Annotated in this window: 22 protein-coding genes; 10 read left to right on the top strand and 12 right to left on the bottom strand. The window is 68.2% G+C overall.

From position 1 onward, the window contains the following. Window position 1 precedes the first annotated feature (1 nt). From ACIOU8_RS04555 to ACIOU8_RS04545, 3 genes are read left to right on the top strand one after another with little or no spacing between them, the layout of a single operon-like run. Window positions 2–334 carry an MTH1187 family thiamine-binding protein gene (locus ACIOU8_RS04555; RefSeq protein ID WP_400786275.1) on the top strand — a complete coding sequence of 111 codons (333 nt, stop codon included), beginning with the start codon at window positions 2–4 and terminating at the stop codon, window positions 332–334. A gap of 9 nt (window positions 335–343) precedes the next feature. Beyond that, window positions 344–1,564 (top strand): MFS transporter, encoded by a 1,221-nt coding sequence (locus ACIOU8_RS04550; protein WP_400786273.1) that lies wholly within the window; start codon window positions 344–346, stop codon window positions 1,562–1,564. A 28-nt stretch (window positions 1,565–1,592) separates the two neighbouring features. Further along, window positions 1,593–2,201: an NUDIX hydrolase gene (locus ACIOU8_RS04545; protein WP_400786270.1), complete on the top strand. Its 609-nt coding sequence runs from the start codon at window positions 1,593–1,595 to the stop codon at window positions 2,199–2,201. Here the strand turns inward: ACIOU8_RS04545 and ACIOU8_RS04540 are convergent. The 3 genes from ACIOU8_RS04540 to ACIOU8_RS04530 form a co-directional block, all read right to left on the bottom strand. Continuing rightward, a complete protein-coding gene (locus tag ACIOU8_RS04540; RefSeq protein WP_400786267.1) occupies window positions 2,198–3,406 on the bottom strand; it encodes a homoserine O-acetyltransferase in 1,209 nt (402 codons plus the stop codon). The two genes, ACIOU8_RS04545 and ACIOU8_RS04540, sit on opposite strands and share 4 nt — an antisense overlap. Window positions 3,407–3,534: 128 nt before the next feature. After that, on the bottom strand, window positions 3,535–4,857 hold the full coding sequence (locus tag ACIOU8_RS04535; protein ID WP_400786265.1) for a bifunctional o-acetylhomoserine/o-acetylserine sulfhydrylase: 1,323 nt from the start codon (window positions 4,855–4,857) through the stop codon (window positions 3,535–3,537). A 142-nt stretch (window positions 4,858–4,999) separates the two neighbouring features. Continuing rightward, the gene (locus ACIOU8_RS04530; protein ID WP_400786262.1) at window positions 5,000–5,590 is read right to left on the bottom strand and encodes a TetR/AcrR family transcriptional regulator; all 591 of its coding nucleotides are present in this window, start codon (window positions 5,588–5,590) and stop codon (window positions 5,000–5,002) included. Between the two features lie 32 nt (window positions 5,591–5,622). Between ACIOU8_RS04530 and ACIOU8_RS04525 the strand changes: the two genes are divergently transcribed. Genes ACIOU8_RS04525 through ACIOU8_RS04510 form a run of 4 tightly spaced genes read left to right on the top strand, consistent with a single transcriptional unit; the run spans window position 5,623 to window position 8,721 of the window. Next, the gene (locus ACIOU8_RS04525; RefSeq protein WP_400786260.1) at window positions 5,623–6,576 is read left to right on the top strand and encodes a DMT family transporter; all 954 of its coding nucleotides are present in this window, start codon (window positions 5,623–5,625) and stop codon (window positions 6,574–6,576) included. 26 nt (window positions 6,577–6,602) lie between these two features. Then, window positions 6,603–7,385, top strand: a complete 783-nt coding sequence (locus ACIOU8_RS04520) for an SDR family oxidoreductase (protein WP_400786257.1) — start codon at window positions 6,603–6,605, stop codon at window positions 7,383–7,385. A gap of 3 nt (window positions 7,386–7,388) precedes the next feature. Then, window positions 7,389–8,099: a uracil-DNA glycosylase gene (locus ACIOU8_RS04515; RefSeq protein WP_400786255.1), complete on the top strand. Its 711-nt coding sequence runs from the start codon at window positions 7,389–7,391 to the stop codon at window positions 8,097–8,099. A gap of 4 nt (window positions 8,100–8,103) precedes the next feature. Beyond that, entirely contained in the window at window positions 8,104–8,721 is a 618-nt protein-coding gene (locus ACIOU8_RS04510) for a GNAT family N-acetyltransferase (RefSeq protein WP_400786253.1), read from the top strand. A gap of 9 nt (window positions 8,722–8,730) precedes the next feature. On the opposite strand, the gene ACIOU8_RS04505 is transcribed toward ACIOU8_RS04510, so the two are convergent. From ACIOU8_RS04505 to ACIOU8_RS04480, 6 genes are all read right to left on the bottom strand, one after another. Beyond that, complete coding sequence (locus tag ACIOU8_RS04505; RefSeq protein ID WP_400786251.1) at window positions 8,731–9,525, bottom strand: ABC transporter ATP-binding protein; 795 nt, start codon at window positions 9,523–9,525, stop codon at window positions 8,731–8,733. Continuing rightward, window positions 9,522–10,313 carry an ATP-binding cassette domain-containing protein gene (locus tag ACIOU8_RS04500; protein ID WP_400786249.1) on the bottom strand — a complete coding sequence of 264 codons (792 nt, stop codon included), beginning with the start codon at window positions 10,311–10,313 and terminating at the stop codon, window positions 9,522–9,524. Before ACIOU8_RS04500 ends, ACIOU8_RS04505 begins: the two co-directional genes overlap by 4 nt. Next, window positions 10,310–11,179: an ABC transporter permease gene (locus ACIOU8_RS04495; protein ID WP_400786247.1), complete on the bottom strand. Its 870-nt coding sequence runs from the start codon at window positions 11,177–11,179 to the stop codon at window positions 10,310–10,312. The genes ACIOU8_RS04500 and ACIOU8_RS04495 overlap by 4 nt, the downstream gene beginning before the upstream one ends. Then, window positions 11,176–12,123, bottom strand: coding sequence for an ABC transporter permease (locus ACIOU8_RS04490; protein WP_400786244.1), 948 nt, complete (start codon window positions 12,121–12,123; stop codon window positions 11,176–11,178). The genes ACIOU8_RS04495 and ACIOU8_RS04490 overlap by 4 nt, the downstream gene beginning before the upstream one ends. Before the next feature lie 13 nt (window positions 12,124–12,136). Then, window positions 12,137–13,657 (bottom strand): ABC transporter substrate-binding protein, encoded by a 1,521-nt coding sequence (locus tag ACIOU8_RS04485; RefSeq protein ID WP_400786241.1) that lies wholly within the window; start codon window positions 13,655–13,657, stop codon window positions 12,137–12,139. A 94-nt stretch (window positions 13,658–13,751) separates the two neighbouring features. Continuing rightward, complete coding sequence (locus ACIOU8_RS04480; protein ID WP_400786238.1) at window positions 13,752–14,678, bottom strand: alpha/beta fold hydrolase; 927 nt, start codon at window positions 14,676–14,678, stop codon at window positions 13,752–13,754. Window positions 14,679–14,849: 171 nt separating this feature from the next. Here ACIOU8_RS04480 and ACIOU8_RS04475 point away from each other — a divergent pair, with 171 nt between their 5' ends. Genes ACIOU8_RS04475 through ACIOU8_RS04465 form a run of 3 tightly spaced genes read left to right on the top strand, consistent with a single transcriptional unit; the run spans window position 14,850 to window position 16,549 of the window. Then, window positions 14,850–15,326 carry a carboxymuconolactone decarboxylase family protein gene (locus ACIOU8_RS04475; protein ID WP_400786235.1) on the top strand — a complete coding sequence of 159 codons (477 nt, stop codon included), beginning with the start codon at window positions 14,850–14,852 and terminating at the stop codon, window positions 15,324–15,326. Beyond that, on the top strand, window positions 15,323–16,045 hold the full coding sequence (locus tag ACIOU8_RS04470; protein WP_400786233.1) for a tyrosine-protein phosphatase: 723 nt from the start codon (window positions 15,323–15,325) through the stop codon (window positions 16,043–16,045). The genes ACIOU8_RS04475 and ACIOU8_RS04470 overlap by 4 nt, the downstream gene beginning before the upstream one ends. 33 nt (window positions 16,046–16,078) lie before the next feature. Continuing rightward, a complete protein-coding gene (locus ACIOU8_RS04465; protein WP_400786231.1) occupies window positions 16,079–16,549 on the top strand; it encodes an SIP domain-containing protein in 471 nt (156 codons plus the stop codon). A 115-nt stretch (window positions 16,550–16,664) separates the two neighbouring features. Here ACIOU8_RS04465 and ACIOU8_RS04460 read toward each other — a convergent pair whose 3' ends face one another. From ACIOU8_RS04460 to ACIOU8_RS04450, 3 genes are all read right to left on the bottom strand, one after another. Next, complete coding sequence (locus tag ACIOU8_RS04460; protein WP_400786229.1) at window positions 16,665–17,111, bottom strand: Fe-S oxidoreductase; 447 nt, start codon at window positions 17,109–17,111, stop codon at window positions 16,665–16,667. Continuing rightward, complete coding sequence (locus ACIOU8_RS04455) at window positions 17,108–17,911, bottom strand: arginase family protein (protein ID WP_400786881.1); 804 nt, start codon at window positions 17,909–17,911, stop codon at window positions 17,108–17,110. The genes ACIOU8_RS04460 and ACIOU8_RS04455 overlap by 4 nt, the downstream gene beginning before the upstream one ends. A gap of 68 nt (window positions 17,912–17,979) precedes the next feature. Further along, window positions 17,980–18,723, bottom strand: a complete 744-nt coding sequence (locus tag ACIOU8_RS04450) for a PspA/IM30 family protein (protein ID WP_042541884.1) — start codon at window positions 18,721–18,723, stop codon at window positions 17,980–17,982. Between the last annotated feature and the right edge of the window lie 39 nt (window positions 18,724–18,762).

Here is an 18,762-nt window from a genome sequence, read left to right as displayed (position 1 = left end):
CATGCTGATCGCCTTCTCCGTCGCCCCGAGCGGCGTCCCCTCCGACGGAGCCGAGCGCTCCGACGCGTCGGTCCACGATGCGGTCGCCGCCGCGGTCAGAGTCGTGCGAGAGTCGGGCCTGCCGCACCGCACGACCAGCATGTTCACCGAGATCGAGGGCCCGGACTGGGACTCGGTCATGGACGTCGTCAAGCGCGCGACCGAAGCCGTGATGCCCTTCGGTTCGCGGGTGTCGCTCGTGCTCAAGGCCGACATCCGCCCCGGCTACACGGGTGAGCTCGACGCGAAGATCGAGCGGCTCGAAGCGGCGATCGATGTCGCCGACACCCCGTAGAATCGACAGGTGAATCCCTCGACTGAATCGAGGGGTGCGGCGAAGTGGGCGCTCCTCTCCCTCGCCATCGGCAGTTTCGGCATCGGCATGACCGAGTTCGTGGTCATGGGCCTGCTGCCCAACATCGCCGACGAGCTGCTGCCCACGCTGTGGGCCAGCAGTCCTGAAGACGCGCTGAGTCAGGCCGGGTGGCTGATCTCGCTCTACGCGCTCGGCGTGGTCGTCGGCGCTCCGACGATCGCAGGCTTCGTCGCCCGTTTTCCTCGGCACCGGGTCATGATCGGGCTGGCACTGGCGCTGACCGTGTTCAACGCGCTCACGGTGTTCCTGCCGACCTTCGAGCTCGTGGGCGCCTCGCGGTTCCTCGCGGGTCTGCCGCACGGTGCCTACTTCGGCATCGGCGCGCTGGTCGCGGCGGAGGTCATGGGGCCGGGCAACCGCGCCAAGGGAGTCGCCTTCATCCTCACCGGGTTGACCGTGGCGAACGTGGTCGGGGTGCCGCTGGGAACCTTCCTCGGCCAGCTCTGGGGATGGCGGGCGGCCTTCGCGGTCGTGACTCTCGTCTTCGCCCTGGCGACCGTATGCATCGCGTTCTTCGTGCCGAAGCACCCCGGCTCGCCCGGGCGCACCATGCGCGAGGAGCTCGGTGTCTTTCGCATTCCCCAGGTCTGGTTCACTCTGGGCATCGGAGCGATCGGCTTCGGCGGCTTCTTCGCGGTCTACAGCTACATCGCGCCACTGGTCACCGAGGTGGCGGGCTCTCCCGAGTGGGCGGTGCCCATAGTGCTCGTGCTCATGGGGCTCGGGATGACAGCGGGCAACCTCGTCGGCGGACACCTCGCCGACATCGATCTGCGACGCACCCTGCTCTTCGGACTCGCGGCGATGGCCGTGGTGTTCGCTCTCCTCGCCGTGCTCGCATTCTGGATCGTCACACTCGCGCTGCTCGTGTTCGTGGTCGGCTTCGTCTCTTCGGTGCTCAGTCCGACGATCCAGACCCGGCTGATGGATGTCGCCGGAGACAACCAGTCGATCGCCGCAGCGATGAACCACTCTGCGCTCAACATCGGCAACAGCCTCGGAGCGTTCCTCGGCGGTCTGGTGATCGCCGCCGGATGGGGTTTCGTCGCGCCGTCATGGACGGGGGCGGCGCTCGCGGTCGCAGGCCTCGCGATCGCCCTGCTGTCCTATCGCTCGGAAGCGCGCAGACCGGTGCTCGCTGCGGTGTGAGCGGTAGTCCGCCTCATAGAGTGGGGCTGTGACCGACATCGACGATCTCCCCGTCGCTGGGACTGCCGTGCTGCTGCGTCCGACGGCCGAGGGGTTCGTCGTGCTGCTGATGCGTCGCCCGGATCGCGGCTCGTTCGCAGGGGCCTGGGTGTTCCCCGGGGGCAAGGTGGAGTCGTCCGACCGCCGAGAGGGGTCAGATGAGAGCGACGATGCGCGTCGAGCGGCGGTTCGCGAGACGGAGCAGGAGGTCGGTCTGATCATCAGCGATCCCGTGCTGCTGTCGCGCTGGCAGCCCCCGGTCGAGGCGCCCGTCCGGATTCGGACCTGGTTCTTCCTCGCCTCGGCGCCAGACGACGATCCGCGGTTCTCGGTCGACGAGGTCGTCGACGTGATGTGGCTGAGCCCGGCAGAAGCCCTGTCGAGGCACGCGACGGGAGAGTGGACGCTCTTCCCGCCGACCTGGATCACACTGCACCAGCTCAGCCGCTTCTCCTCCGTCGATGCCGCGCTCGCCTCCGCGGGGGTGGCGCGGCACTTCTCGACCCGGGTGATCGAATCGCCGCAGGGCAGGGATTTCGAGTGGGACGGTGTGCGGCTGCGCACCGGTGCGCTGCCCTGGACGATCGACGAGCGCTAACTCGCGAGCAGCCGCCGCAGATTGCTGCCGACCGCCTCTGTCTCGATGAGGAATCCGTCGTGACCGAAGTCGCTGGTGAGCACTACGGCTTCGGCGCCGTCGAGAGTGTTCGGGATGCTCCGCGCGATGCGATGCTGGCCGTCGACGGGGAAGAGCCGGTCGCTGTCGATCCCCAGCACGAGCGTCGTGGCGGTCACGGCGCGCAGCGCCTCTTCGACGCCGCCGCGGTCACGGCCGACGTCATGAGAGTTCATGGCCTCGACGAGGGTGATGTAGCTGTTCGCGTCGAAACGGCGGGTGAACTTGTTGCCATGGAAGTCGAGGTACGACTCGACCGCGAAGCGGCCGCCACGACCGAGAGGCGACACTCCCGACTGCCACGAACGCTGGAATCGCTGATTGAGCTCGATCGGGCTGCGGTAGTTCAGCAGTGCCATGCGCCGGGCGAGGGCCAAGCCCCGATGCGGGCCGTCCCCGTCGGCCAGATCGTAGTATTCGCCACCCTGGAACCTCGGGTCCATTCGCACGGTCTCGATCTGCACAGTGTTCAGGGCGATCTGATCGGCTGTCGTGACGGGCGGCGACGAGAGCACCGCGAGGCGAGCGACGCGGTCAGGGTGCGTGACGGCCCATTCGAGGGCGTGCATCCCGCCCATGGACCCGCCGATCACAGCTGCCCAGGTCTCGATACCGAGGGAATCGGCGAGGCGGACCTGTGCCGCCACCTGGTCGCGGATGGTCAGATAGGGGAAGCGGGACGCCCACTCGTATCCGGAGGGCGCGATGCTGGCAGGTCCCGTGGAGCCCTGGCATCCGCCGAGCATGTTCGGCGCGATGACGAACCAGCGGTCGGTGTCGAGCGGCCCCCCTGGTCCGGTGATGTCCTCCCACCAGCCTGCGGTCGGATGCCCCGCCCCGGCGCTGCCGCGCACGTGGCTGTCGCCGGTGAGCGCGTGGAGCACGAGGATCGCGTTGTCGCGGGCGCCGTTCAGCTCGCCCCACGTCTCGAATGCGAGACGGATGCCGGGGAGCTCGGCGCCGCTCTCGGTCGGGAAGGCGCCGAACGAGGCGAACCTGCGTCCGCCCGCCGGGTCTCCGTCGCGCCAGGCGCCGGTCGCGGGCGGTCGTGCGCGGAGCAGACGTACGTCGGCCTCCGTCACGGGCGCCGAAGGCACCGTGTCTTCAGAGGTCGTCTGCCAGTCCATGCTCCCATTCTCGCCTGGCACGCGGGCCGTCGGACGCACGTTACGCACCCGGGTGCACCGAACGGGCCCCGAAACGAGCAGGTGCCCCGAGCCGCAGCCCGGGGCACCTGCGGTGTCCGATGGATGGGTCAGGCGCGAGCGGCCTCCGAGACCCGGCGAGCCGCGCCGAGTGCCTCGTCGAGGTCGGCCTTGAGGTCGTCGATGTTCTCGATGCCGACCGACAGGCGCACGAGCCCAGGGGTGACGCCCGCGGTCAACTGCTGCTCCGGAGTGAGCTGTGCGTGCGTGGTGGACGCAGGGTGGATGACGAGCGAGCGCACGTCGCCGATGTTCGCGAGGTGGCTGAAGAGCGACAGGCTGTTCACGAACTCGCGACCGGCCTCGACGCCGCCCTTGAGTTCGAACGACAGCACCGCGCCGACGCCCTTGGGCGCGTACTCGTTCGCCTTGGCGTACCAGGGAGAGGAGGGCAGCCCCGAGTAGTTGACGGACGCGACGTCGTCGCGGCCGTCCAGCCACTCGGCGATCTCCTGTGCGTTCTGCACGTGACGCTCGATGCGCAGCGAGAGGGTCTCGATGCCCTGGATGAGGTTCCAGGCGCTCTGCGGGGCGATGGCCGAGCCGAGGTCGCGGAGCAGCTGCACGCGGGCCTTGATGATGTAGGCCAGCGGGTCGCCGACCGCAGCGGTGTAGCTGGCGCCGTGGTACGAGGGGTCGGGCTCGGTGAGCCCGGGGAACTTCTCGACGTTCTTCGACCACTCGAAGGTGCCGCCGTCGATGATCGCGCCGCCGATGGTGGTGCCGTGGCCGCCGAGGAACTTGGTCACGGAGTGCACGACGATGTCGGCGCCATGCTCGAACGGGCGGATCAGGTACGGCGTGGCGATCGTGTTGTCCACGATCAGCGGAACGCCGCCCTCATGCGCCACGTCTGCGACGGTGCGGATGTCGAGGATGTTGATCTGCGGGTTGCCGATGGTCTCCGCGAAGAACAGCTTGGTGTTCGGGCGGACGGCGCGGCGCCACTCCTCGGGGTCGTCCTGGTTCTCGACGAACGTGACCTCGATGCCCAGCTTCGCGAGCGTGTACTTGAACAGGTTGTAGGTGCCGCCGTAGATCGAGCTCGACGACACGATGTGGTCGCCGGCCTCGGCGATGTTGAGCACCGCGAACGTCGATGCAGCCTGACCGCTGGCGAGGACGAGGGCGCCGGTGCCCCCTTCGAGGGCCGCGAGGCGCTGCTCCAGGACGTCCTGGGTCGGGTTCTGGATGCGGGTGTAGATGTTGCCGAACTCGGCCAGCGCGAACAGGTTCGCCGCGTGGTCCGCGCTGTCGAACACGTAGGACGTGGTCTGGTAGATCGGTGTTGCGCGGGCCTTGGTCACCGGGTCGGGAGCAGCTCCGGAGTGGATCTGCTTGGTCTCGAAACGCCAGGTCTCGGGTGCGGACATGTGTTCCCCCTGGAACTGTTGGAAGGTCGATTCGACTGATGCCGTTGATGCGAGGGTACGGAATATCGGCGGCTGTCAACAGCGGGTGGGAAATGTGACGTAATGAACCCGGATCGAATCCGCAGGCTGATGACGGGGGAGATCAGCCCTGTCTCAGCAGTCGCGCCGCCCACGAGCGTGCGATCACGAACGGCTCGGCGAACGTCGTCATTCCGACCGTCACGATCGCTCCCTCGTACAGCAGCATCATCGCCTGCGCCATCGAGCGGGGATCAGGGATTCCCCCCTCGGCGCAGAGCTCCTCGAACACGTCGAGCAGCCAGACCTTCTGGCGCGAGACCTCAGGGAACACCGGGTGCTCGTCGTTGCCGTCGCCGATCTCCGCGCGTGCGTTGATCGCGCTGCATCCCTTCGGGCTGTTCTCATCGGACCAGGAGATGGCCGCGTCGAAGATCGCGAGCACGCGATCAGGGCCGGGTCCGGGCACGCGGGAGAGATGTGCAGCCACATGCTCCCGCCAGCGAGCGTCGCGGTGCTGGAGGTAGGAGACGACGAGCGCCTCCTTCGAGCCGAAGCGGTCGTAGAGGGTCTTCTTCGTCACGCCGGCCGCCTCGGCGATCGTGTCGACGCCGACTGCGTGGATGCCGCGTTCGTAGAACAGCCTCGACGCGGCATCGAGGACGCGTCGCCCTCCGGGGGTGAGCGGGGCGAGCTCGGGAACGGACTGCGTCATCCTTTGACTATACCAGTCTGTATAGTCAAAGGATGAGTAAACAGATCGGTCTACTTCGCGCGGTGGTGACGGTCGCCGCCGCCGTCGCCTTCATCGTGACCTGGAGTTCGGGATTCATCATTCCTGCGTACGCCACGGTGGAGGTGTCACCGCTGACGCTCCTCGTCTGGCGGTTCGTGCCTCTGGCAGTCGTGCTTCTCGCCATCCTCCATCTCTCCGGCGGAGCGAAGGGCCTGAGTGCTCGTGACCTGCGCGCGCAGGCCATGATCGGGCTCTTCGCGCAGTTCGGATACTGCGTCGCGGTCTACGGCGCCGTCGCGGCCGGCATCGCGACAGGGACTGTCGCGCTCATCGACGCGGTGCAGCCGCTCGTCGTGGCTGTGCTGGTCGGCCCCGTGCTCGGTCTGCGAGTGCGAGGCGCGCAATGGGCCGGGCTCGTGATCGGAGCGGTCGGCGTGCTCCTGGTGGTGCGTTCGCAGTTCGGGTCGTCCGAGGCGACTCCGATGGCGTATCTGTTGCCGGCCGTCGCGATGGTCTGCCTGATCATCGGCACCCTGCTGCAGCGGAGGTCGGCGGTGAGCACCGGCGTGCTCCTCACTCTGACCGTCCATGTGACGGTGACCGCGGTGCTGCTCCTGGTGATCGCGATCGCGACCGGAACCCTGGTACCGCCGGCATCCGCCTCCTTCTGGCTCGCCGTCGTGCTCACCGCGGTGTTCCCGACCCTCGCCGCCTACGGCCTGTACTGGTGGCTGCTGCAGCGAGTGGGAATCACCGCGTTGCAGGCTCTGCTCTTCCTGATCGCGCCCGCGACGTCACTCGCCGGCAGCCTCCTGCTGGGGGAGCCGATGACCATGGTCACCGTCGCAGGGTTCCTCCTGTGCGGAATCGGCGTCGCGGTGGTGCTCACCAGCGAGGCGAGGTCGCAGAAATCGATCGCATCGTCGACCGGAAAGCGCGACGTGGCGGTGCGCGCGGCGAGATAGTCGCACGAACATCGTACGGTGGAGGAATGGTCAACAGGCGTGCAGTCGTGACGGGTGCGAGTTCGGGTATCGGAGAGGCCACGGTGCGCGCGCTGCGTGCGCGAGGCTGGGGAGTGGTCGGGGTCGCACGACGAGCGTCCCGGTTGGCGGCGCTATCGGCCGAGACGGGTGCCTCGACGATCGCGTGCGATCTGACGGACCCGGATGCCGTGGCTGCGCTCATCGCCGAGCTCGAGGCGTCTGGCCCGGTGCACGCGCTCGTGCAGGTCGCCGGCGGGGCACGAGGAACGGACCGCGTCGAGAACGCGTCGATCGACGACTGGCAGTGGATGTACGACGCGAACGTGCTCTCGAGTCAGCGTCTGGTGGCAGGTCTCCTGCCGCTGCTGCGACGCGCGGCCGCGGCAGACGGCCACGCCGACACCGTCTTCGTGACGTCCACGGCCGCACAGGTCGCCTACCCCGGCGGAGGCGGCTACAACGCTGCCAAAGCCGCGCAGGCGATGCTGGTGCACGCTCTGCGGCTCGAGCTGAACGGCGAGCCGATCCGTGTCGCCGAGATCGCCCCCGGCATGGTGCACACCGAGGAGTTCACCCTCAACAGGTTGGGAGGCGACTCGGTCGCGGCGGAGGCCGTGTACTCGGGGGTCGAGTCGCCGCTGCAGGCCGAGGACGTCGCCGACGTGATCGCCTACGCGCTGGATGCCCCCGGTCATGTGAACCTCGACCTCATCACGATGCGACCCGTCGCGCAGTCGGCGAATCATCTGCTCGCCCGTGGGCCGCTGCGCGTGCGACCGGTCGACTGAACGATGCCTGCGAGAACCCTCGCTGAGCTCGCCGACGACGGTCTCATCGACCCGGAGTGGGCTGACGCACTGGCTCCGGCACAGCAGACGATCACCGCCCTGGGTGAGCGGCTGCGCGACGAGCAGACTGCGGGAAGGGGGTACCTTCCCGCGGGGGAGCACGTGCTCCGTGCATTCGAGCGTCCGATGGCCGGCGTCAAAGTGCTCATCACCGGTCAGGACCCCTACCCGACTCCCGGGCATCCGATCGGCCTGTCATTCGCGGTCGAGCGCGACGTGCGCCCACTGCCACGCAGTCTCGGCAACATCTACACCGAGCTCGAGAGCGATCTCGGCATCCCACCCGCGCCGCACGGAGACCTCACCGCGTGGAGCGACCAGGGGGTGCTGCTGCTGAACCGCGTGCTGACTGTTCGCCCCGGCGAGGCGGGATCCCATCGTGGCTGGGGGTGGGAGCAGGTGACTGAGCTGGCGATCCGTGCCCTCGTCGCCCGCGATCGGCCGCTCGTCACGATCCTCTGGGGGAAGGACGCGGCGAAACTCCAGCCGCTGCTGGAAGAGACGCCGGTCATAGCCTCGGCGCATCCGTCGCCGCTGTCCGCCCGGCGGGGGTTCTTCGGCTCCCGCCCGTTCTCGCGGGCGAACGAGATGCTCGCAGGGCTCGGTGCGAGTCCGGTCGACTGGCGCATCGGCGGCGAGCCCCCTCTAAGCTGATCGCATGCAGTTCGAGCCCGGTGATCGCCGCCGTGTGCTGCCGCGCCATCTGCGCCCGCAGCCGGAACCCGACGTGTTCTCGTACTCGATCCGCCCTGCACGGTCTGGCGATCTGCCGTACGTGCGCGAGATCTACAACCACTTCGTCAGCAACTCGGTCGTCACGCTGGACGAGCGGCGCAGCAGTATCCCCTATTGGCGGGAGAAGTTCGCGCTGCTGAGCAAGCTCGGACTGCCCTTCCTGGTGGCCGTCTCGCCGGCAGGCGTCGTGATCGGCTATGCGCTGGCTCAGCCGTGGGCGGGGAAGAACGCCTATCGGCACACCGTCGAGGACTCGATCTACCTCGGGCCGGGCGCCGGCGGCAAAGGCCTCGGAGCCGCACTGCTGCAGGCGCTGATCGACGCATGCGAGCAGCTCGGCATCCGCGAGATGGTGGCCGTCATCAGCGACACCAAAGCAGACGCGTCGATTCGACTGCACGCCAAGCTCGGCTTCGTCGAGGCCGGGCGCATGGGTCGCGTCGGTCACAAGTTCGGCCGCGACCTGGGCACCGTCTACATGCGACGGGCCCTGCGCCCGAGCCGTCGGCGGAAGTTCTTCACCACGAGCTCCGGGCGCTGAGAGCCGCGATCACGCAGGGGGATCGGTGATGACCGGGATCGCGGCCAGCAGTGTCTTCGTGTAGTCGTGAGTCGGGTGCAGCAGCACGTCGGCGGTGGCCCCTCGCTCGACGATCTGGCCGTCCTTCATCACCACGACGGTGTCGCAGAGATTCTGCACCACGCCGATGTCGTGCGACACCAGGACGAGCGTGAGGTCACTGGTGCGACGCAGCTCGATCAGGAGTTCGAGGATCTGAGCGCGCACCGTGACGTCGAGGGCCGACAGCGGCTCGTCGCCGACGAGGATGCGAGGACGGTGGGCGATGGCCCTCGCCAGAGCGATGCGCTGCCGCTGCCCGCCCGAGAACTCGTGCGGGTACCGATCGCCCATCTCGGGCTCCAGGCCCACCTGCTCGAGCACTTCGCGCACCCTGGCTCGGTGATCCCCCTCGATGCCGAGCGCCCACAGAGGCTCGCGGATGATCTGCGCAGCGGTCATCCGCGGGTCGAGCGATGCGTAGGGGTCCTGGAACACCAGCCCGGTCTGACGACGCAGCCAGTGCAGCGATCGAGCGGATGCCGAGACGTCCACCGCTCTGCCGTCGACCGTGACCGTGCCGGACGTCGGGTGGTCGAGGCCGAGAAGCAGCCGCACGAGGGTGGACTTGCCCGATCCGGACTCGCCGATGATGCCGACGGACGCCCCCTCGACGATGTCGAGGTCGGTCGGTGCCAGTGCGGTCTGTCGGCGCGTGCGCTCGAACGTCGAACGCTTCGGGATCACGAAGTCGCGCCGCAGCGACCGTGCCTCGATCAGGCTCATCGCGCGCCTCCCTCAGGACGCCAGAGCGTCGCGGTGGCGTCGCGGAGGAGTCCCTGCGTGATCGGGGACGTCGGGGCTGTGAGGAGCGTGCTGACGGGAGCCGCCTCGACCACGAGTCCGTCGTCGAGCACGACGCCGTGGGTCGCGACCTGTGCGAGCACCGCGAGATCGTGCGTGATGAACATGAGAGACATGCCCTCTTCCTCGACGAGGTTCAACAGCAGCGAGAGGATCTCGGCCTGGATCGTGACGTCGAGAGCGGTCGTCGGCTCGTCGGCGATGAGCAGGCGTGGCCGGCACGCAAGCGCTATCGCGATCGCCACCCGCTGCCGCTGACCGCCCGAGAGCTGATGCGGATAGCGATCGACGATCGAGGCGGGGTCGGGCAGCCGCACGCGCGCGGCCTCCTGGATCGCACGCTCGCGGGCCTCTCGCCGACCGATGCCCTCGTGGATGCGGATCGACTCGGCGATCTGTCTGCCGACCGTGCGGATCGGGTTCAGCGCGGTGCGGGGCTCTTGGAACACGATCCCGATCTCATCGCCGCGCAGTCTCGCCAGTGCGCGATCCGGAAGTCCGATCAGCTCGGTGCCGTTCCAGCGGATGCTGCCGCTCGCGACCGCGCCCTCGGGAAGCAGACCGAGCACTGCGAGGGCGGTCAGCGACTTGCCGGAGCCGGACTCGCCGATCAGGCCGAGACGGGATCCGTCCGGCACCTCGAACGAGATGCCGTCGACGACGGTGCGTCCGTCGATGCGGACGACGAGGTCTGTCACCTCGAGGCTCATGCGATCACCGCCGGGGTGTGGACCTCTGCCGCACGGTGGCGCAGCGTGGGATCGGTGGCCTCGCGCAGCCCGTCGCCGAGCAGGTTGAGCGCCAGCACGGTGATGGTGATCGCGAGCCCCGGCCAGATGACCGAGAGCGGGTGCACGCCGATGTACCGCTGCAGGTCGGCGAGAAGCAGTCCCCAGCTCGGCTCCGTGACCGAGGCGCCGAAGCCGAGGTACGACAGTCCGGCCTCGGCGAGCACCGCGACCGCCATCGACCACGAGAGCTGCACGATGAACACGGGGGCGACGTTCGGAAGGAGGTGGCGAGCGAGGCTCTGCCCGGCCGTGAGGCCGGATGCCCGCGCGGCGAGGACGAAGTCACTCTGCTGCACACGGCGCAGCTCGGGTCTCGTGACGCGGGCGATGTTGACGCCGAAGCCGATGCCGACCGACCAGATCACCACCCACAGCGAGCCGCCCCAGACCGACGAGATCATCATGGCGATCAGCAGCACGGGAAAGGCGATCAGGATGTCGACGAGCACGGCGACGGTCTCGCGCAGCCAGCGTGCGGTGAGCGCGCCCAGGGCGGCGAGGGCGATGCCGACCAGGGTCGCGACGACACCGGCGCCGATGCTGACGAACACGGTCGTGCGAGCACCTGCCATGAGCAGGCTGAGGATGTCCCGGCCCGTGTCGTCGGTGCCGAGCAGGTGCGGCCAGCTCGGGATCGACCAGCGAGCGCGCACGTCGGACTCCTGGGGATCGAACGGAGTCCAGAACAGTGAGACGAGTGCGGCGAGCGCGACCGCGGCGACGACGATCAGGCCGAATCGCCCGGTGGCGGATCGTGCGAGTCTCGAAAGCCAGCCGCGCATCATGCCTCCCTCTGGCGAGGATCGACCGCGCGGTGGACCAGGTCGACGAGGAATCCCACCACGAGCACGAATCCGGTGAGTACGAGGAGCTCGCTCTGGACCTTGATCAGGTCGCGCGTGCCGACGTCTGCCACCAGCATCCGTCCGATCCCGGGAAGCGTGAAGAGCTGTTCGATCACGACCGCCCCGACGATGATCCCGGCGATCTGGAGGCCCAGCACGGTGATGATCGAGAGCCCGACGGCGGGGATGCCGTGCGAGATGAGCGCCCGCGTGCGCGTGAGACCTTTGGCTGCCGCTGTGCGCACGAAGTCCTGGCCTGCCGCCTGCAGGGTGGCGCTGCGGACGAACCGCATGAGCATCGCCCCCTCGACGATGCCGATCGTGAGAGCGGGCAGCAGGAGTGACTCGATCGCCTTCCAGGGCGTGCTCCAGCCGGTGCGGGGGAAGCCCTGCGGCGGGAGCCAGCCGAGCCAGACCGAGAAGACGACGATGAGCATCATCCCCGCCCAGACGACCGGCACGGCCGCGAGGGCCTGTGCGCCGACGCTGAGGGCGGTGCCGCCGCGACCGCCGCGGCGCAGCGCGGCAAGGATGCCGAACGGCACCGCGATGAGCACGGCTATCAGGAGGGCGAGGATGCCGAGGGGCACCGTGACCTGCGCCTTCTCGAGGAGCTCTTCGCCGACCGAGGCGCCGGAGAGCAGGGACGTGCCGAGGTCCCCACGGAAGATGCCCCCGATCCACTCGGCGTACTGCGCGGTGAGGGGGCGGTTGAGGCCGAGCGACTCGCGGAGGGCCTCGACCTCTGCGGCTGACGCCTGGGTTCCCGCGATCAGCTGAGCGACGTCGCCGGGGAACACCCGAAGCGTCAGGAAGATCACCGCACTCGACACGAGGAGCCCTGCGATGAGCAGGGCTCCTCGGACGAGCGTGTAGCGGATCACGACGTGCGCGTCATCACTGCTCGGTGGCCACGGTGACGCCGGCCAGGTCGATGCGCGAGTTGATCGAGTCCTCGGGGAACCCCGTGACGAGCGGGCTCACGGCCGTGATCGTCGCGCCGTTGTAGAGCCAGTCCGCCGCGTGGTCCTCGGAGACGATCCGAGCGGCCTCGGCGAGCAGGTCCGCCGACTTGTCGGGGTCGACCTCGGTCAGCGCCTCGGTGTAGAGGCTCTGCACCTCGGCGTTGTCGTAGCCGAAGTAGTACTCGGGGTTCGCGAAGTTGCCGAAGTCGCGCGGCTCGACGTGAAGCACGAAGCTCAGATCGTAGTCGCGGTTGGTGTAGACGTCCTCCAACCAGGTCGGGAACTCGACCGAGTCGACGTCGAGCGTGACTCCGACCTTCTGGAAGTCGGAGATGAGGACCTTCGGAACCGTCGTGCCGTAGAAGCTCGGGATCGTCAGGGTGAGCTCGAGCTCTTCCTGTCCGGCCTCGGCGAGCAGTTCCTTGGCCTTCTCCGGGTCGTAGGAGACGACATCGGAGAGGTCTTCGTAGCCGGGGTCGAGCTCGGGGATGGGTCCGTAGAGGGTGGAGCCTGCGCCGACGGCCTCGACGAGAGCGTCGTGGTCGATCGCGAGACGCAGTGCTTCGCGCACTCGGACGTCGTCGAGGGGAGCCTTGGCATTGTTGAACGCGAGCGTCGCCTTGTCGGTGGTGCGGCCGGTCGTGAGCGAGAAGTCGCCGGATTCCTCGAGCTGCGGGGCGAGATTCGGATCCACTGCGGTGAGCACCTGGACGCCACCGTCGAGGGCGGCGTTCACTCCGGCCGTGAAGTCGGGGATGTACTGGAACTCGACCTCGGCGACTCCGGCAGGCTCGCCCCAGTACGCCTCGTTGCGGGCGAACGTGATGGCGCTGCCCTTGCTCCATCGCGTCAGGGTGAAGGGGCCCGTGCCGTTCTCGGCGGTCTTGAGATCGGTCGTGTCACCGGTCTGGAACACGAGGCCGGCAGGGCCGGTCAGCGAGAACAGGAAGTTCTGGTTCGGCTCCGTCAGCACGATCTGCACCGTGGTCGGGTCTGGAGCCGTGATCGAGGCCACCGAGGCGAACTCGGCGTTGCCCTGCAGCGTCGTGTCAGTGCGCACGGCCTCGTACGAGGCGACCACATCGGCGGAGGTGAGCGCGGTTCCGCTGTGGAAGGTGATGCCCTCGTTCAGCGTGAACATGTAGGTGAGTCCGTCTTCGGAGACCTCGTAGTCGGACGCGAGCCGGGGTACGATCTCGTTCTCCTGCGTGCGGCTGACGAGACCCTCGTAGATGTTGTCGATCAGGATCTGCTCGAGCGCTGCGCCGCTGGTGCGACGGATATCGAGGTTCGTGGGCTCGAGGACGAGGCCCACCTGGAGCGTCGCGTCCGGGTCGGGCTCTCCCGCCGGCTCGGTGGTCTCAGGCTCTGCGGCACCTGCGCAGGCCGTGAGGACGATGGCGCTCGCCGCGATCGCGGAGATCAGCGCGAGTCGTCGCGTGCGTCGGAACATGGGTGGTTTCCTCTCGGTGCGGCAGTTGCTGTGTGCCGATGGATCGAGCCTAGGGATGTGTCGGGGTGGTGAGGGCGAAATGTGGAACGGGACGTCACATTCTGCGGGAAGCGAGGGTCGAGGAGATCAGCGACGCCAGCTCCGCGGGTGCGGTCTCCTGAACGTTGTGAGTGGCGTGGAAGGCGGTGACGCGAGCATGGGGCAGGCGCTCGGAGAACTCCTCCGCATCCGCCTCGCTCACGAAGCCGTCGATCGCGCGGACGAGTGTCACCGGAGCTGTCGTCTCCGAGAGATCCTGCCATCCGGTGGTGTGGAGCAGCGACGGCGCCGAGACATCGCCGGGGGCGTGGGCTGTCAGCGTCTGGGCGGCGAGGTGGGCGAAATGGTGCTTCCACTCGACACGTCCGTCGTCGCGCACGCGGGTGTTGAGGAAGACGCCGCGCTCGGTGTCGGATCGGGTGCCGCCGAACCCGAAAGAGATCGCGCGGTCGACGAGCTCGTCGCGGGTCTCGAAATCGGTGGGGCCGGCGTAGAACTCGCGCAGAGCAGCGGGGCCGGCAGAGGTGTCGATGCCAGGGGTGATGTCGACGACGATCAGCTCCGAGACGAGGTCGGGTCGAGCGGCGGCCAGCGCGGCGCCGGTGAGGCCGCCGAGTGACTGGCCGACGACCACCTGTGGGCCATCGGCCCAGGCATCGAGTGCAGCCGCGACATCGACCGCGAGCGTGCGAGGGGTGTAGTCGACATCGCTGCGCCAAGACGATTCGCCGTGCCCGGCGAGGTCGATCGCCAGCACCGGATGCTGCAGAGCGAGCACCGTGGTGTCCCATGTGTGGGCGTTGAGGCCGGCGCCGTGCAGCAGCGTGACGCGGGGTGTCTCTTCTCCGAACCGCAGCGCGCTCACGTGACGGCCGTCGGGGAGGGTCAGCGCCACGCGCCGGACAGATGGCACAGGGACTCCCATCGCCTGCGCCTGTGCGGGAAGATAACTGAACTCGCTGGTGTCGATCGCCACCTGCATATTCTCCTCTGTTTTCAGGGTCGTGCGGAAATGCGAACACACTGTGCCAACCGGGGTTGCGCTCGTGCCTGTCATAAAGCGAAGAACTGCAGGATATGAACTGCCATTCTGCATTCTTCTGCTGCGGCGGTGGCCTGCCGGAGCGAGTGCACAACGGAATATCATTGAGGCATGAGCGAGACGCGAGTGCACCTCTCCAAGACCGAGCCGGCGGCCTATCAGGCCCTTGACGCCTTCGCACGTACGGTCGGAGACATCTGCGCCGCGAACGGCATCGACGACAGGCTCAAGGAGATCGTGATGATCCACTCCTCGCAGCTGAACGGATGCAGCTACTGCACGCGTCTGCACGTCGACAGGGCGCTCAAGGCCGGCATCGATACGGACACGCTCATGCAGATCGCGACGTGGCGAGAGAGCGATGTCTTCAGTGACCGTGAGGAGGCGGCACTCGAGCTCGCCGAGGCTTTCACGTTCATCTCGGAGGAGGGCATCTCCGACGAGGTCTACAACCGCGTCGGGGGAGTCTTCACGGAGAAGGAGTACGCGGCGTTGAGCTGGGCCTGCATCTCGATCAACGCGTTCAACAGGGTCGTCATCGCCGGACGATACCCTGTTCCGCCGCGCGCCCCGCAGGCGCAGGCGTGAGCGTCCTCGACATCGACGGCGTCAACAATTTCCGCGACGTCGGCGGGCTGCCCGCGCAGGGCGGACGGATCCGCTCGGGAAGGCTGCTGCGGTCCGGCCAGCTCTCCGCCGCCACGACGGCGGGCGTGAACGAGGTTCGCCGTCGCGTATCGCACATCGTCGACCTCCGCGACGGCGAAGAGGTCGCCGCGGAGCCGACCGAGATCGAGGGGCCCGACACCACTCACCTTCCGCTCTTCCTCGGATCCGTGCGCTCGTTCTTCGAGACGGATACGAGCCTGGAAGACCTCTATCTCCATCTTCTCGAGGAGAGTGGAGAGAGGCTCGTCGCCGCCATCCGCATCATCGCGGCGGGAGAGCCGACCCTGGTCCACTGCACGGTGGGCAAGGACCGCACCGGGGTGACGGTCGCCCTTGCGCTCGCCGCAGTGGGTGCCGACCGTGAGGCGATCATCGAGGACTATGCGCTCACGGAGTCGCTGCTGCCGGCCGAGCGGTCGCATCGCATAGCCGCGTATCTGAGGTCGCAGCATCCGCAGGCGGTGCACGCGGTCGCGTTGGCCACGCAGTCGCCTGCACCCGTGATGAGAGCGCTTCTCGAGCAGGTGGACGAGCGGTGGGGTTCGGCCACCGAGTATCTCCGTGCACACGGCATGACGGATCAGGAGCTCGAGGATCTTCGCGAAGCGCTCGTGGAAGAAGTTCCCGAGCAAGGTTAGGCAACCCTTCACGTGCTGTATGCTGGATGCATCATGGAGACCTTCCTCGAGACCCGCAGCACGCGTGCTGAGCGCCGCGCCGCACGTCGTCGTGCTCACCACCTGGTGACGGCCGACGAGCACTCGCTGGCCGAGCTCGAGGTGTTCCTCACCACGCTGCCGCTCTGTGCATCGGGCCGGATCTTCATCGAGGTCGCTGACGCCTCGGACATCGGCATGATCGACGCGCCTGGCCGCATGACCGTCACGTGGCTCGCTCGAGCTCAGCGGTCGGGAGCCCCCGGAACCGGTCGCGCCTGCGCTCCGGGTGAGGCTCTCGCGCGAGCGACCTGCGCCTGGGCGGACGAGATGCTCTGCGACGACGAGCTCGAGACGCGCGTCACCCTTCTCGGCGGCTACCTCGGCACAGCCGACATCGTCGATCATCTGACCGGCACCCTCGACATCGAGCCCGCTCAGATCTACGCGCCCGAGCGGTTCGGACTTCTTCCCGTCGAGCGCTGAGGGCTCTGCCCGTCTGCGGCTGAGGGCTCTGCCCGTCTGCAGCTGAGGGCTCTGCCCGTCTGCAGCTGAGGGCTCTGCCCGTCTGCGACCCAGGTTGCGACCCAGGGCTGGGCGTCTACGGCTGAGCTCTGCTGCGACGGACGTAGTTGCCGTCCTCGAGCCCTGCCTCGATCTCGAAGCGGTTGCGCAGGGGATCTCGGCCCGCGAAGAGATAGAGCACCGGAAGCAGGATTCCGTAGCGCAGCCACTGCGCTTTGTGCACTGCTTCGTGCCTCAGCATCGCGTCGCTCGGTCGGGAGTCGCCGGTGAGGAAGCAGCCGCCCACGCAGACCCCACCGCGATTGAACGTCCAGTTCGGCATCCCCCGGAACACCCAGAGGCCTGCGCGTCGTTCTACGGGGCCGGTGCTCCACAACGAGCCCCAGATCCAGCCGACGGTCGTGCCCCACCAGTAGCCGAGCCGGCTGATCGGCGAGCGGAGCAGGAACGCGGGGATTCTTCGGTCGAGTCGTCGCCCTCGGGCCAGGGCGAGCTCGGCAGCGGGCCGCCAGTCAGCTGTCATGCGACGGCACCGACGAGGCGCAGCAGGGCGCCGAGGTCGTCCACCGCATCGGCGGGTGAGCGGGGCGCGAACCCGGCGATGGTCGCGCCGGCCAGCGGAACACGCGACCGCAGTGCGCGGATCGCGGCGCTCAGAGTCGCGGGCGCGAGTCCGAACGGGGCGGGGGAGGAGACGCCGGCGATCTCGGCGGGGTCGAGCACGTCGACATCGATGTGCACCCACACGCGCCGTGCGCCGGTCGCCTCGACCGCGTCGGCCAGCGCTTCGGGCGAGTCGAGATCCTGGACGGAGAGCTGTGTGAGGCCGTCGAGAGCCGTGACCTCGGAATCCTCGAGGTTGCGCATGCCCACCGTGACCACTCGGTCGCGAGGGATTCCGGGCGTGACGGCGAGCTGAGGCTCGCCGTCGCCCAGTACCGCCCGAAGCGCCATGCCCGAGAAGGCGCCGGAGGGCGACGTGTCGGGCGTATGCAGATCGGCGTGGGCGTCGCACCACACCACCGCGAGGTCGTCGGTCCCGCCGGGGAGAGCAGCCAGCGCGGCGACCGTCACGCTGCAATCGCCGCCGATGATCACCGTGTCGGCCGTCATGCTCTCGTGGACGAGCTCTCTGGTGCGCAGAAGCGCGCTGAGGCGGCGAACGCCCGTTCCCAGAGACTCACCCGCCTCGACAGGTACGTCGAGCACGGTGGTCGCCGCGCGCGGAAGATCACCGGCAATCGCCGAGGCGCCGTCGACGAGGAGCATCGCGCGGGCGGCGGGGGAGCCCTGCCACTGCGGGACGACGAGGAAACGCACCATGGGTGCCTCCAGCTGAGAAAGAGGAGCGGGTGCCTCGGATGCGAGGATCCGAGGCACCCGCAGGAGTATCAGGAGCCTTCGATGGCCTGGCGAGGAGCGGAGCCGCCCGCCTTCAGCTCGGCGAGGCGAGCCTCGACCTCGGTGAGCTCACCGAGATCCTCGAGGCTCTCGAACTGCGCGTCGAGGCTCGACGCCGCGAGTTCGATCTTGCCCTGTGCGAGAGCCTCCTGGCGGCGGACCTTGTCTTCGAAGCGGCCCAGCTCGCTGGTGGGGTCGAGGACGTTGATCGATGAGACCGCATCCTGCACCTTCGTCTGCGCCTCGGCGACCTTGGCGCGGGCGAGCAGCTCGCTGCGCTTGTTCTTCAGCTCGCCGAGCTTGTCCTTCATGCCGTTGAGGCCGGACTTCAGCTTGTCGACGATCTCGGTCTGCGCGGCGATCTGCGGCTCGGCGCCGGTCGCCTCGCGCTCGGCGCTGATCTGACGCTGAAGAGCGATCTTCGCGAGGTTGTCGAACTTGTCGGCGTCTGCGGCGTCGCCCTTGGTGCGCATCTCGTCGGCCTTGCGGCTGGCGGCGAGTGCCTTGTTGCCCCACTCGGTTGCCGCCTGGACGTCTTCCTCGTGGTCGCGCTCGAGCAGGCGCAGGTTGCCGATGGTCTCGGCGATGGCCGACTCGGCATCGGCGATGCTGTTCGTGTAGTCGCGAACGAGCTGGTCGATCATCTTCTGCGGGTCTTCCGCAGAGTCCAGGAGGGAGTTGATGTTCGCGCGGACGAGGGTCGAGATACGTCCGAAGATGGACTGCTTGGTCATGCGTGGTTCCTTTCAGAGGGTCGGACTCGATGTCTGGGG

This window comes from Microbacterium sp. NPDC087589 (assembly GCF_044743635.1).
Taxonomy (GTDB): Bacteria; Actinomycetota; Actinomycetes; order Actinomycetales; family Microbacteriaceae; genus Microbacterium.
This window is presented reverse-complemented; position numbering and strand designations above follow the sequence as displayed.

What these genes read in the sequence shown, in the direction of transcription:
- ACIOU8_RS04530 (WP_400786262.1), bottom strand. Translation starts at nt 5,590, where the DNA reads ATGACGCAGTCCGTTCCCGAGCTCGCCCCGCTCACCCCCGGAGGGCGA.
- ACIOU8_RS04535 (WP_400786265.1), bottom strand. Translation starts at nt 4,857, where the DNA reads ATGTCCGCACCCGAGACCTGGCGTTTCGAGACCAAGCAGATCCACTCC.
- ACIOU8_RS04485 (WP_400786241.1), bottom strand. Translation starts at nt 13,657, where the DNA reads ATGTTCCGACGCACGCGACGACTCGCGCTGATCTCCGCGATCGCGGCG.
- ACIOU8_RS04460 (WP_400786229.1), bottom strand. Translation starts at nt 17,111, where the DNA reads ATGACAGCTGACTGGCGGCCCGCTGCCGAGCTCGCCCTGGCCCGAGGG.
- ACIOU8_RS04520 (WP_400786257.1), top strand. Translation starts at nt 6,603, where the DNA reads ATGGTCAACAGGCGTGCAGTCGTGACGGGTGCGAGTTCGGGTATCGGA.
- ACIOU8_RS04510 (WP_400786253.1), top strand. Translation starts at nt 8,104, where the DNA reads ATGCAGTTCGAGCCCGGTGATCGCCGCCGTGTGCTGCCGCGCCATCTG.
- ACIOU8_RS04475 (WP_400786235.1), top strand. Translation starts at nt 14,850, where the DNA reads ATGAGCGAGACGCGAGTGCACCTCTCCAAGACCGAGCCGGCGGCCTAT.
- ACIOU8_RS04505 (WP_400786251.1), bottom strand. Translation starts at nt 9,525, where the DNA reads ATGAGCCTGATCGAGGCACGGTCGCTGCGGCGCGACTTCGTGATCCCG.
- ACIOU8_RS04525 (WP_400786260.1), top strand. Translation starts at nt 5,623, where the DNA reads ATGAGTAAACAGATCGGTCTACTTCGCGCGGTGGTGACGGTCGCCGCC.
- ACIOU8_RS04500 (WP_400786249.1), bottom strand. Translation starts at nt 10,313, where the DNA reads ATGAGCCTCGAGGTGACAGACCTCGTCGTCCGCATCGACGGACGCACC.
- ACIOU8_RS04465 (WP_400786231.1), top strand. Translation starts at nt 16,079, where the DNA reads ATGGAGACCTTCCTCGAGACCCGCAGCACGCGTGCTGAGCGCCGCGCC.
- ACIOU8_RS04555 (WP_400786275.1), top strand. Translation starts at nt 2, where the DNA reads ATGCTGATCGCCTTCTCCGTCGCCCCGAGCGGCGTCCCCTCCGACGGA.
- ACIOU8_RS04515 (WP_400786255.1), top strand. Translation starts at nt 7,389, where the DNA reads ATGCCTGCGAGAACCCTCGCTGAGCTCGCCGACGACGGTCTCATCGAC.
- ACIOU8_RS04480 (WP_400786238.1), bottom strand. Translation starts at nt 14,678, where the DNA reads ATGCAGGTGGCGATCGACACCAGCGAGTTCAGTTATCTTCCCGCACAG.
- ACIOU8_RS04450 (WP_042541884.1), bottom strand. Translation starts at nt 18,723, where the DNA reads ATGACCAAGCAGTCCATCTTCGGACGTATCTCGACCCTCGTCCGCGCG.
- ACIOU8_RS04540 (WP_400786267.1), bottom strand. Translation starts at nt 3,406, where the DNA reads ATGGACTGGCAGACGACCTCTGAAGACACGGTGCCTTCGGCGCCCGTG.
- ACIOU8_RS04455 (WP_400786881.1), bottom strand. Translation starts at nt 17,911, where the DNA reads ATGGTGCGTTTCCTCGTCGTCCCGCAGTGGCAGGGCTCCCCCGCCGCC.
- ACIOU8_RS04495 (WP_400786247.1), bottom strand. Translation starts at nt 11,179, where the DNA reads ATGATGCGCGGCTGGCTTTCGAGACTCGCACGATCCGCCACCGGGCGA.